The 13083-nt window shown below is 34.3% G+C and carries 6 protein-coding genes; all 6 read left to right on the top strand.

Annotated elements, in window-relative coordinates; translation table 11 throughout:
- The first annotated feature begins 1 nt into the window (after position 1).
- From ACLTWA_RS05725 to ACLTWA_RS05700, 6 genes are read left to right on the top strand one after another with little or no spacing between them, the layout of a single operon-like run.
- Positions 2-2668 carry a hypothetical protein gene (locus ACLTWA_RS05725; protein ID WP_412326622.1) on the top strand — a complete coding sequence of 889 codons (2667 nt, stop codon included), beginning with the start codon at positions 2-4 and terminating at the stop codon, positions 2666-2668.
- An 18-nt stretch (positions 2669-2686) separates the two neighbouring features.
- Entirely contained in the window at positions 2687-6022 is a 3336-nt protein-coding gene (locus ACLTWA_RS05720; RefSeq protein WP_412326621.1) for an SNF2-related protein, read from the top strand.
- Positions 6022-8496 (top strand): DEAD/DEAH box helicase, encoded by a 2475-nt coding sequence (locus tag ACLTWA_RS05715; RefSeq protein WP_412326620.1) that lies wholly within the window; start codon positions 6022-6024, stop codon positions 8494-8496. Before ACLTWA_RS05720 ends, ACLTWA_RS05715 begins: the two co-directional genes overlap by 1 nt.
- A gap of 5 nt (positions 8497-8501) precedes the next feature.
- Positions 8502-9296 (top strand): hypothetical protein, encoded by a 795-nt coding sequence (locus tag ACLTWA_RS05710; RefSeq protein WP_412326619.1) that lies wholly within the window; start codon positions 8502-8504, stop codon positions 9294-9296.
- Between the two features lie 2 nt (positions 9297-9298).
- A complete protein-coding gene (locus ACLTWA_RS05705) occupies positions 9299-12421 on the top strand; it encodes a hypothetical protein (RefSeq protein ID WP_412326618.1) in 3123 nt (1040 codons plus the stop codon).
- The gene (locus ACLTWA_RS05700; protein WP_412326617.1) at positions 12415-13074 is read left to right on the top strand and encodes a hypothetical protein; all 660 of its coding nucleotides are present in this window, start codon (positions 12415-12417) and stop codon (positions 13072-13074) included. The genes ACLTWA_RS05705 and ACLTWA_RS05700 overlap by 7 nt, the downstream gene beginning before the upstream one ends.
- Positions 13075-13083: the final 9 nt, after the last annotated feature.

The raw sequence follows: 13083 nt of genomic DNA, 5'->3' as shown, positions 1-13083 counted from the left end.
AATGCCATTTTCTATTTATACATACAGTAATCCCTATGAAATAGATAAAGAACTATATTGGGATTCTATTAAAAATTGTCCGCATTTTTGCGTTTCTCAAACTATGGCAAACGGAATAATGGGAACCTATACAGACATGACAGCCGGTAAGGTATCAACTGTTGAAAATCTTGTTAAAGGACTTTTTTCTTATTGGGAAAGCAGTGAATGCAAGATTAAGCAATATGCAGATATAGATTGGGCAATAGGAGAACTTGATATACAGGACAACGCGGCAAAAGTACGTCAATCATTACGTTTTAACAGAAAAGGACTGAGCAACAGCCTAAGAATATTATTTGAACTTGATATGAGTCTCGATGATATGAGAGTAGATTTGATGTCGGAAGAACAGAAACATCTTGTGCAGCTTTATAGATTGATACAAAAATCGGAAAGATTAAATGATTTCAGATTAAAAAGGAAGTTTTCCAAAGAAGAAATTGAAGAGGCCATAAAACAGGGAATGCTTCTGGGAAGAGATGGAGCGGATTTAAGTTCTGTAGATATAGATTCTATTGTTGTTCATGGAGTGCATCAGTTTTCACCAATGATTTTACAGACATTGGAGATTATTTCAAAGTACAAAAGAGTCGTGTTGCTCTTTAATTATCAGCAACAATATAAAAATGTATATCAAACATGGATTGATGTATATTCATCATTTGATTTACCGATAAAGAGTCAGTTTATCAATGAATTCAAGCCAAATCCTTTGTTGTCAAATAGTTATGATGGTAATTTATTGGCTGAGAGAATGGCGAATCTTGTTGAAGGTAGACCTGAAGAAAATGATATGGAAGTACCATTTGAGATAATGGAGTTCGACAATAATACAGAATTTGCAAGCTATGTTGCAAAAGTATATGAAGATGCCATGAAGAGACAAGAGAAAGATCAACATGGAAAGCGGTCTGCACTCTACTACATGAAAGAACAGTTTTATGCGGCCAATAACAGTGTGAATAATATACTTAAAATATACTATCCAGGACAGTTCGGAGAACGTCATTTTTTAACATATCCAATAGGACATTTCTTCTTGTCTATTACGAATATGTGGAATCCAGATGAGGGTGGTATCAGAATTGAGAATATGAACGATATAGTTGAATGTCTGAATTCTGGATTTGTTAAGGAAAAGGTACCAGGAAGCTTATATGCAATATTTAATAAAACAAATGAATTCTTTATTAGAGCAGAAAGCATAGAGGAAATTGTAGAGCTACTTGGCAAATTAAGGAAAAGAATTGCAAAAGCTGAAAAAGATGCAAATGAAAAGCGCATTGGAAGAAGACTAATTTACTTTGACGTAACGGCAGAGGAAATTGATTTATTGATCGATGCATTGGAGCAATTAAATAAAATAACGAAAGTGTTTTATGAAGATTTTGAGGATGCAGAGAATAATTTCAAGAAATTTTATAAGAAAATAAAGGAATTTTTGGAAACTCGTTTATTAGAAGCTGAGGATTTAGAGGATGAATTTAGAGATGTTGTAAAACGTGTTCTCATAAGGTTAGAGGAAGTGGATAATATTGATGCTTCAGGTTCATTTGATGTTCTAAAAGAGACAATGTCATATTACTTAAAGCAAGAAAGTAAAAAGGGAGTAAGTGCAAATTGGATTGTAAGAGATTTTGAACAGATTGATGGAGATATATTGAAAAGTCAGCATCAGTATAAGGATACAGTATATCATTTTGCGAGCTTATCAGACAATGATATGAATGTGACAAATAGAGATAGGTTTCCTTGGCCGTTAGACGTGAATTTCTTTGAAGTTGCGCAGGATCCGATAGATTGGAAATATCAGGTCTATGTAAAATCACGTAGAGAGTATAAGAACTTTAAAAGATATGCACTTATCTATGGATTGCAGTTTAATCGAGTTAAATTCAAATTAAGTTATGTGAAAAATGTTGATGATAAAGAAAATGAAATGTTTTATTTGTTCAAGATATTACAGGCTAGCAAGACATTTCCGGAGAATAGTATAGGAAATGTAAGTAGCGTACAAAAAAGAGATTGCTCATTGGAGATTGATACTACAGCTAATTATGGGCAGTATGATTATTCTCGTTACAAAATCTGCAAATACAGATTTTTACTTGAATCTACAATCGAGAAGAGAACCGTTTACAGAGATCATTTTCTTTTACTTAAATATCTTGAAATTTTATTGGAAAATCAAGCAAGGGTAACATTGCAAGGACAGATTGCAACAGAAGATATACTTTTAGAAACATTAAATGATGAGTTAAAAAAACTGGAAAGAAAATTTGAATTTGTAAGAGATATGCATACAGAAAGAATGGATGCAATTACAAATGCTAAGAACTATTTATTGAAGAGCGTACTTAAAAATGGTAGTACTTTCCCTAATGTTACATTAAATGATGAAACTTACATGAAAAAAAGAGAAGAGTTTATCTATCTTCAGTTAGGTAATGGAGATAATAGTTTTTACAATAATTTCAAGGATGTTTCTCAGTCGGAAATAGATAACAGATTAGGCAGTGAAAAGGTCAATAAGGCAGGATATGGAAAGTCATGTGACGAATGGTGCCAATATTGCGCTGTTAGAGAAATTTGTATGGAACCATATCGCTACACAACAAATCAATAAATGGAAAGGGGTGAGTAAATGTTGTTAGAAAAAATGTATGTTAGATGTCCAATAGATCATGACATGATAAATCCACGAGATTTTTTAACTGGACAGATTACGAAAATTGACACATTTGCAGATACAGTGGAAGTTGTATTTAATGACCCATTTAATTATAGGTTTTACTATGATGGGTTCCCTAAAAGTGCACCATTGCCAACAGCGCTGGTTCAAAGATGTACTTTCTTTACAGGTTCAATTGTATTATATGAAAGAGAAAAATATAAAGTTGTATCATGTGTTAAGAGTGAAGATGCATATTACGATTATTACATCGAAGATTTGTATAGTAAAGAGCTTATTAGGGTTCCTGAGAACAAAATAATAGCTCCATTTACTGTAGGTAAAGTGGATCCAGCGTCACAGCTACAGAAGTATGAATTTCAGAATCCTTGCTGGATATTTGGACGAAGCATTGTAACGAAGACAATGAATGTCTTGGATAATTCCATTATGGGATTTAAGGAACTTGCTGGTTGTAAAATTTTTCTTATGCCGCACCAGCTTAAATCAATTATGAGGTGCTTACAGGACGATACTTGCAGATATATGTTGGCAGATGAAGTTGGTATGGGTAAGACAATAGAAGCTGCATCAATTTTGAAAGTGTATTTCTCTAGACATAGTGATGTTAACGCACTTATAGTTGCTCCAAAATCACTTTTAGAACAGTGGAAAACGGAACTGTTTTTGAAGTTTGATTTGTTTGAGGGTGAAAACGAGAATAATAACTACATTACATTTGCAGAAATGGAGAGTGCATCATCGAAAGAGTGCAACCAAGATTGGAATTTTACAATAATTGATGAAGCACATAGATTGCTTAGATATAGGGCATATTACGATGCTTTTCATAAGCTTAGCAAAAATACAACAAATCTTTTGCTTTTAAGTGCTACTCCGGTTCAACAAAAGCGTGCGGATTATCTGGATTTACTGAGATTAATACTTCCTTCAAAATATGACTATTGTACAAAAGAAGTGTTTGATGTTTTAGTTGAAAAGCAGGGAAATATTACAAAAGCAGCAGCAATGGTTCTATCAAATATAGAGGATATAGAAGAAGCCATTCAGGAATCGAGAGATTCTCAAGAGGATCCTCATGAGAATGAAGATTGTGAAGATTTCTTTGATGATATTCAAAGTGGATTTAAAAAACTCTACAAAATTGTAGAGAATGATATGCTAAAGGAAATGTACGAACAAGCAGATTTTGATGCTGATGATTTAGGCGTGCATCATTTCAAGGTTGCTATTTCTTATTTGTGTGAGAATTATCAGATAGAGAAGAATATTATAAGAAACAGGCGTGAGACATTAGAGGACCTTCCAGAACGTCAACTTGAAACTATTCCATACGCATTAGATCCAGATAAGAATTTTTATGAGTATGGAACATATCAGGATTTAGTGAACTGGATTACCGAAAAAGAACTTACAGAAGACGAGTTCGAAAAAACATTTAAGCCATTGTTTGGTGCTTTCTTTAGTTCTCCATGGGCATTCAAAAAAGTGTTAGACGAAGTATCAAGATCGATTGAGGTGGCAGATAACTTAAAGGAAAACTTACGACGATGGATGATTTACGAGCAGGATATCGCAGATAACATCGTAGATGCACTTGATACACCAGAAGAATATTCATCAAGAATTGTGCGAACGATGTATTATTTGGATGAATATGCAAGTGATGCAAAAATTGTTTTGTTTACAAATTTTAAAGAAACCTTTGATGTGTATGAAGAAATGTTAAAAGACTTTTATACAGAGGAAGGATTTAGCTTTTTTAGAAAAGGCATGAGTGCAGATGAATTGGAATTGAATGTTTGCAAATTCCAAAATGATAAGAACTGTACAATTATGCTTTGTGACGAATCGGGTGGTGAAGGTAGAAACTTTCAGTGTGCAGATTACGTAGTACATATTGACCTTCCGTGGGATGCCAACGCAATTGAACAGCGAATTGGACGACTTGACCGTATGGGTAGAGAAAGCGGTAGACCGATTATTTCTGTTGTCCCATACGCGGAGGAGTCATTGGAAGAAGAGTTACTTAAGTTTTGGAATGAAGGTCTTAAGATTTTTGAACACTCATTAAGTGGCTTGGAAATCATCATGAACGATATAAACAATGCTATTGTCTCGGCAATCATAAAAGATTTTAGATTTGGTTTAACGAATGAAATTCAAAATGTTATAGAGAGATCCGCAAAGCTGAAAGAAGAGGTCAGAGAAGAGCAGCATTTTGATACGGCAGCTTATATTTATAGACCGATGAATCAAGAACTTATTAGCCTTGTTAAGTACTATAACAGAAATGAAAATAAAATGTTTGCTGATGCAATGCTGCAATGGGCGATGTTATCAGGATTTAGAGATGTTATAGAAAAAGATGGAGTAATCAGCTTTAATGATAATTCTTTTTCTACCAAGTCTGCTGAAAATTCTCTGCTAATTCCACCAGATTGGGATACATATTTTGCACAGAGACAGAATCAGTTTATCAGGAAAATACATGAAATGAGGCAAGATAAGCAGGATAAAAATTCATCACATTATAGCAGGTCTATAGATGGAACTTTTAGCAGAAAGAAAGCTATTGAAAATGACTATATTCATTTCTTTGCTCCAGGTGATGATATTTTTGACTGTATTGTGGATAATGCTATGCGATCATGCCGTGGTCAGGCAGCTGCCTTTGCAATGAAAGCTGGAATTAATTGGACTGGATTTGTTTATACATGGTCATTATATCCGAATGAGAGATTACTTATAGAAAAAGAAGTACCATTGTCTTATTTGAGCGCATTTAGGAATTATTTGGCAGTAGAGCAGGTGCAGATTCCGGTAAGAGTAAGAGCTGAAGGTGAAATACCTGATGATAAGGTTATCAGAGAGTTTAATGAGATGCTCCAAAGAGACTTTGAAAGTAGCAAGGATGACATTGAACATTTGGGAAGGAGAAGTAGGCAAGAAGGATTTTTGCATATATTCTCTCAATACAGAGCATCAAATGTAGATTATTTTAAGAGTAGTTATCCACAAGAAAGATGGGATGATCTTGTTAAAAAATCGAGGGGAGTAAGTAAGAATAAGGCACTGAAAGCCCTGAGAGAGAGATCCCATGTGTCTGAAGCAAAAGCAGAAGTAGACAGAATTATTACTTCTATAATTGCCACAGCTAAGTATTATGATCAAGAAGTTGAAGATTATGACAGAATAAAGGAGATATATGATGTTGTAATCGAAGCATTAGAAAAGCCAACTGTAAGACTTGAGTCGGCTTGTTATGTTTGGATGGTGAAACGCTAATGGATGTTAAGAATTTAGAAGAGTATGCAGAAAAATATATTAATGGAACATCATCAGGTTCTTTAACTAGTATAAGTGCAAATGCGAGCGCATTAGAGTCTTTTTATTACAATACAGTAAAACGTCTACTTATCTGCTTTGATAAGTATAAAAAGAACAACGCATCTAAGGATGTTTTCCTGTGTTCACTTCGCAATTATCTTTTAGTGTTTCAGAATGAAATACGTCTTGATAATGAAGATATTGATCCGGAAAATGAATATGGATTAATGAAAAATGTAGAAGGTAAGTATTATGCCAATTTGGATATTCCAGAATACATAGATTCGGATTTTGTAGACCAGGCATATCAGAGGAAAAATACAAATAGAACGTTACCAAAACAGAATGATGTTTTTTATGGTAATAATGCTTTTATTTATAGTTTGACGCATTACAAGGAATTCAAATCATTAGAACAAAAGATAGCCGTTTTTGGAGCGTTAAATACTCCCGAGGGATATACCACATTGGTTTCATTACCAACAGGTGGTGGAAAAAGTTTAATAACTCAGACAATGGCTTATCAGAAGGATGGACTTACCATCGTTATAGTTCCAACTGTTTCTTTGGCTATCGATCAGGTTAGAAATGCGAAAAATAATGTCAAACATAATGCTGATGAAGAAATATTCTGTTATTACAGTGGTATTGAATTGGTCAGAAAAAATGCACTAAAAAATGCAATAAAGAATGAAACTGCCAGGCTATTATTTATATCGCCAGAAGCTTTAATCCGAAATAATGAGTTTGAATCGATGATAAATGAAGCAAATAGCAAGAAGTACTTGAAGAATCTTATCATTGATGAGGCACATATTGTAATTGAGTGGGGAGATTTCTTTAGAGTTGATTACCAGTGTTTAGAAGCCTGGAGAAAAGAACTCTTATCGATAAATTCGCAACTTAGAACGGTGTTACTATCAGCTACTTATACTCAGACCGCAGTAGTAAAATTAAAGCAGATGTTTGTTGATAATGGCAAGTGGATTGAAGTTAGATGTGATGCACTGAGAAAGGAACCTCGGTTTGTCCTTGTTAAAGCCAAGAGTTATATGGATAAGAAGAAAAAGATGGTTGAATTGGCAAAAAAGCTTCCTCATCCAATGGTAATTTATATTAACTCTCCTAAAGAAGCTGAAGAAATAAAGAAAACTTTGACAGCAGCTGGGCTAAACAGTTTGGAGACATTTACCGGAAATACAAAGTCAGTAGAGCGAGAACGAATAATAAAGGATTGGACAGATAATAAGATTGATCTAATGATTGCAACATCTGCATTTGGCGTTGGAGTTGATAAAGCAGATGTAAGAACTGTTCTTCATTTATATATACCGGATACACCCAATCAGTATTATCAGGAGTTAGGACGAGGAGGAAGAGATGGTCTTACAAGCCTAAGCGTAATGTGTATTAATCCTGTAGATGATATTGATTCTGCATACAAAAGAATGAATAAGGTTCTTAGTGCAGACAAGATTTGGGGACGATGGTTGAGTATGTATAAGAGTCCGACTTCATCATGGTTTAAAGGGATGGTCACACTGGATACAGCAGTTAAACCAATCTATAACGCGACAAATGAAGATGATGATGCAAGTGAAATTGATATTCAATGGAATGTATATGTAATTCTTCTGTTGAGACGACATAATATGATTTCGATAAAATCAATGATTTATGATGCTAATAACGAATGCTACAAGATTCGAGTAGAAATATTGGAGGATGAACTTAGAAGTGAATCCACGAAAGTTCCTAGTACTATTTCGGAAATGAGAGATAACGAGGCGACAGGATTTGAGAGAGAAATTAAACGTATAAAAAATGGAATCGAATATGATGAGAAGATTTGCTGGTCAGAAATGTTTTATTCAACATATGATAAAGTTTCAATCTATTGTGGAGGATGTGGAAGACATCATTATCCAGAGTCTATGGAAGAAGGCAAGTTTCCTTTACTTCTTCCAGTAAGAGAACCTCAAAAAATTATATCCGCAGAGCTTGATAAACTATGTCAGAGTGAGAAGGAAGTAATGGTTATATCTGAAGATGACGATTATTCAATTCTGAATAGGTATCTAAGTGCAGGCGTGTCAATTATTGTTCTTGAGGATACAAAAATGGACGATGATTTTGACTTGATTCTTAATATGGATAAGAGAAGTAATATTATGATAATGGGAATGACTGAATATAAAGAATTTTGTAAGCAGGCTTCAGGATATTATGTCTCTGGTGGTGTTGTTGCATTGTATAATTCGGGTGCAAATAAAGCATATGAGTTTTGTAATGCTCTTAGAAAATATAGAAACGAAGGGATCAAACTTATTCATATTGTAAAAGAAGATTTCTTTATACAGAAGGTGCAGAAACCACTGTCAAGCGTGATAGAGGGACCAAAGATTGATAGCTATATTTTAGAAAGGATGTAGGGAATATGTTTGGAAATAGAATGCAAACATCAGCAATACCTGAAAGAGTGTATGCCTTATGTAGAGAAGTTGCCAGTAAGCCAATGGAGGAAAATGCATTGAAAGCTTTATTGGAGCCGCAAAACCTTGGAGGAAAAACTTCCTATTTCGGTATTGTGAGAACAGCTGCAGAACAATTGCAACTTATAAATACAAAAGAGAATACAATATCACTTGCTGTAAGCAAGGATGTTGTAAAATCAATGGATAGTATGCGCCATTACATAAATATGAATCTTGAAAATGTATCTGATAGCCTTTTTTATAAAGTGACAAAAGGATATTTGGAGATGGATACAGAAGTATTGGAACACAACAGTGTATCAAAAATGAGTGATATTATTGGAAGAAACATTGGTGAGAAGGTCATAGAAGACGATATGCGAGCATGGCGATTTTGGATGGCATTTCTTGGTTTTGGATATATGCATGATTCCCAAGCTGGAGCTGCAGGTATTCTGTTGCCTAATACGGCTATTTTTTTAAGAGATATACTTGAAAATCTAAAATTGAAGAAGCAAACCGTGTATAGAATAGACGAATTTGTTGATATTATTTCACCATATGCTAATATTGCATTTTGTAATGCAAAGGATAATAAGAAATTCAATTATGGATTTTCTAATGCATTACGTATGCTTAATGATTTGAATATCATAAAAGCAGAGCATAGATTGGATGCTCAAGAGATTTGGTCTTTATATCCATGTGAAGGTCATGATTTGGAAAGCACGATTACTCATATTACAATAGGAGGCTAGCTATGAATTCTGAAATTGCAAAACAAAGATTATCAGAAGTTGTACGTATTGATACAATCACAAGTTCATATGGTGATTTCATGGCAACTCATGTGCCATTTAAACAAATCCAATTGCAAAAGGAATATGATGCATCATCGACTTCTTCGAAGACTTATACAGAAGAACAAATCTATAAGAAGATTGTGCTTAATCCTAAAAACGAACATCAATTTGTACTTGTGGTAGGGTCAAGTGGCGCAGGTAAATCTCATCTAATAAGATGGTTTGATGCTAAAATAGAGAAACAGAAGCCAGAAAGTGAGGTTGTTCTGTTTGTTAGAAGAAGTGACAATACGTTGAAAGGGACTATCAAGCAGTTGCTTGAAAAGCCAGAAGTTGAATCCATCCAAAATAAGGATTTGTATGACAGATTGGTAAATGCTACATCCACCATAAGTGAAAGTAAGTTAAAAAATGCCATTTATCATCAATTTATTGTTGAAATAGAGGATGATAATGGTGAGGATATTGATTATATAAACAATGCGGACAGGAAGAGAATTGCACCGTTACTTAATAATGAATTATTTAAGAACCGAATGATGGCAGATGATGGTCCAATTGAAAGAATTTATTCTAAGGTGGCTGAGAATAGTACAGCTGATACAAGAGATGTTGTTGCTGAATTTACTTCTGAAGACTTTCATATTGATATTGCTTTTTGTGATAAAGTTCAATATGACGGTGGAGATAAAAAAGCGGTTAGATTGCTTGAAAAGCTTTATATGGAGCCTGAGGTTGCAGACTCAGTCGCCAAATATTTGAATTCTAAAGTCGATACAGTAATTCAGAGCTGTGCAGGACTTGAGCCAGGTGACTTCGAACAGGTTTTTAAGGAAATTAGAAAAGAGTTAAAGAAAAAGGGCAAGTCATTAACATTGTTAATAGAGGATATTACTGCATTCACAGGTGTAAATGAAGCATTATTAAATGTTCTAACAACCTGGCATACAGGTGACTATGAACAAGAGGGGATGTGCAGGATTTCCTCGATAATTGGTACAACAAGCGAGTATTATAAGAGCAATTTTCGTGATAACTATAAAGATCGTGTTACGCAATTTATTGTTATTCCAGAAGATGTTTTTGGTGCTAATGAAAATGATTTATGTGAATTTGTAGGTCGTTATCTTAATGCTATGTCTTTACCAAAGGATGAGATTGATATTTGGGCAAATGGAGATGCTTCCGGTGCAACACTGCCACTTCATGAAGTAAAACAAGGTGATGGATGGGATACAGTGCAGACCGAGGATGGAAAAGAGCTTAATTTGTTCCCCTTTTCAAGAAATTCCATTGTATATTTGTACAATAATTTATTACAGGAAAACTATAGAACACCGAGATATTTGCTTAGGGATGTTGTAGAAAAAACTGTAAGAGATGCACTTTGGAATTTTGAAAGCTTTCCTGGGTTCAAGATCGTTAACACGAATATAAATTCAAATCTTCGTGATGCAATTCAAAAGACTGGCGTATCAAATGATGTATTTGAAAGAATGTATCTTTTCATGTGTGTATGGGGAGATGCTACAACTAATACATATGAAAGCAATGGTGTGACTTATGTTGCAGGATTATCAACAAATGTATATCAAGATATGGGATTTCCGCTTATCAATGGAAAGAAGGTAACAGGAAAACCTGAAGTAAAGCCACCAACAACACAACCAGTTAATCAGGGTGGGACTCCGGGTACTGTAGTTAAAACACCGGCTCAGATTGCAGCAGAGAAAAAATTGCAAGAAGAAAGAGCACAATTAAATGATAGCCTTCAAGTAATTGAAAACTGGATTGCAGGAGGGACAATTAACGTTGGTGCAACGACTGGAAATGTTGTGCTTATTTCAAAAGCAAGAGAGGATATGTGCAGTTATCTTTATTCTGCAATTGATTGGCAGGCTGAAGGTGTATCAATGGATAATATTGATAAGATTAAAAAGGTTAAAGATAGATTAGTTGGCTTTGATCGTCAGAAGCGTGGTGCAGATCAAATGTTTTATAAACTTCCTGCTGATAGAGAAACTCAGGGTGTAGTAGAAGCATTTTTAGAGTGGAATGTTTTAGGAAAACGTAGCTGGAATTTTGATGGAGCTGATAAGAGGGTTTACAAAGTTCAGCTTTGGACAGAAAAAATAAAGAAACCATTAATAGAAGCAATTACAACATTTGAAGATGGAGAAATTGACTATTTCAAATGTGCTATGATGGCTGAATTCTATCGAGTTATCCTTTTTGGATCAATAAAAGCAACTACGCTTGATGGCTTAAAACCTGAACATATCATAGATAATGGTATTAGAGGATTAGGCGTGAATTCTCATTCCACAGCATGGAATCAGCTACTTGGAATTATTGCGCGAGGTGAAAATGACAAAATAAACAGAGATACTGTTATACAGTATTGTAACGTTATACAGGGAGAGAGTCATGCACAGGTTTTCTTGGATAGAGAGAAATTTGATGCAATGGTTAGAACTGTTAAAAATGAAAAATTATTTGTTGATACGGAAACACTTGATTTAGTAGATCCGGTGAAACCACGTAGAGATGCAAGAGATTATCTGAGAACAATATTGGATCGTTTAGATAAGATACAAGAAGATGAACTTGCTAAGGCTGCTGAATTAATGAAAACTATAGAAGATAACTTTGGAACTACTGATATAGATGATGAAGATATCGAAGATATGGTGGAAAAAATAGTAGAGTTTTATAGAACGGCTGAGGATGGAAAATTTCCAGGGAAGTATGATCAGGAATTGTTTGATGATGTAAAAAAATATTCAACCTCAACTAGTAAGGCAATTAAAGAAATTGTGAATGCACAAAAAACAGATACAGCGATAGAATGTATTCTTGCATTTTCTCAAGATCCAATCAGAAAGGTAGAGAAACTGGATCAACTGCTCAAAAAGGTTGTAGCTGATATGAGTAAGATAAAATCAGAAGTTGATGTACGACAAGCAAAATTTGGCAGTGGTACTACTGCATCTGGTACAGATAATGTATTTGAGAATGAGAAAACAATTATTAGCAATTGTTCTGCGATTATTGCTGGATTGGAGGGACTAGGATGTTAATTGATACATTAAACGAATATATAATTGACATGAAAACTGTACATGAGTTAGAAACAGCATCTGCTGACAACAAAAAGCAAGCAACGGCTGATTATAACTTTAAACAGTTAATAGTTAGCCTTCAACAAATGGTTAATGAATTGAAACTTGCAGTAGACAATTCTGAATTTGTTCCATCAACTAATGTGTTAAGTGGATTTAAGAGCTTTTTGGCTTCTTGCGACAAAGTTGTTCAAGCAGGGGCTGCCAATAATGCTACGACGCAATTTGTTTCATCTGAGTCTAAAAAATTATATGCAGTTATGGGACAAGAATGGAGCGAATACTATACAAAAAGTACATCTAATATTCTTGGACTTATTGAAACTGTAAAAGGAATATTACCTGATGAGAATAAGGCGACTTATGCAACTAATAAGATAAAGAAAGCAGTGACATGGAATACCTCAGAAGAGAATTATAATTATCTGAAACAAGGCATTGCAGAGGCTGATAAAATTCTTGAAGATTTGGATTTAGACAAAGATTCTGAAATTTTGGCTTTTTTGAAACTTGTAAGCGAAGGAAAGGCAACGATTTTAAACTTAAATGAAGAAATTCTTGCATGGATAAAGGCTGAAAAATTAGAGAGTAAAATATACTTGAATTTTTAATTGCAAAGG

The organism is Lacrimispora sp. (genome assembly GCF_046972725.1).
Taxonomy (GTDB): Bacteria; Bacillota; Clostridia; order Lachnospirales; family Lachnospiraceae; genus Lacrimispora.
The sequence above is the reverse complement of the archived record's forward strand: the minus strand, read 5'-3'. Positions and strand labels throughout refer to the sequence as shown.

Coding starts and splice junctions, on each gene's coding strand:
- ACLTWA_RS05725 (WP_412326622.1), top strand. CDS start 2: ATGCCATTTTCTATTTATACATACAGTAATCCCTATGAAATAGATAAA.
- ACLTWA_RS05720 (WP_412326621.1), top strand. CDS start 2,687: ATGTTGTTAGAAAAAATGTATGTTAGATGTCCAATAGATCATGACATG.
- ACLTWA_RS05715 (WP_412326620.1), top strand. CDS start 6,022: ATGGATGTTAAGAATTTAGAAGAGTATGCAGAAAAATATATTAATGGA.
- ACLTWA_RS05710 (WP_412326619.1), top strand. CDS start 8,502: ATGTTTGGAAATAGAATGCAAACATCAGCAATACCTGAAAGAGTGTAT.
- ACLTWA_RS05705 (WP_412326618.1), top strand. CDS start 9,299: ATGAATTCTGAAATTGCAAAACAAAGATTATCAGAAGTTGTACGTATT.
- ACLTWA_RS05700 (WP_412326617.1), top strand. CDS start 12,415: ATGTTAATTGATACATTAAACGAATATATAATTGACATGAAAACTGTA.